1 pseudogene is annotated in these 257 nt (G+C 54.1%); it reads left to right on the plus strand.

Going from position 1 to position 257, the window contains the following annotated elements:
• Positions 1–17: 17 nt before the first annotated feature.
• Positions 18–257, plus strand: a pseudogene (locus tag SB765_RS31380) (hypothetical protein); the annotation flags it as partial.

Consider the following 257-nt stretch of genomic DNA (forward strand, 5'->3'; position numbering starts at 1 on the left):
CGGTGGTCCTCGTGGCAATGAAAACCCGTTACGACCAATTCATTGAGGATCTTGGCCTACGTAGGGACATCTACCTGACGACGCCCCACTTCATCACCATTCCGATGATTCTGGAGAAGAATCCCGGGTTGATTGCCACGGTTCCAACAGAGCTTGGCAAAACCTTCGAGCGATATAGTGCAGTGAAGGTGATCAACACCCCTGTGGCGTCGCCGGCTCTCTATCTCAGACAGTACTGGCACCCGCGGTACCACCAT

It is taken from the genome of Pseudomonas sp. SIMBA_067, from assembly GCF_046534675.1.
GTDB classification, from domain to species: Bacteria; Pseudomonadota; Gammaproteobacteria; order Pseudomonadales; family Pseudomonadaceae; genus Aquipseudomonas; species Aquipseudomonas putida.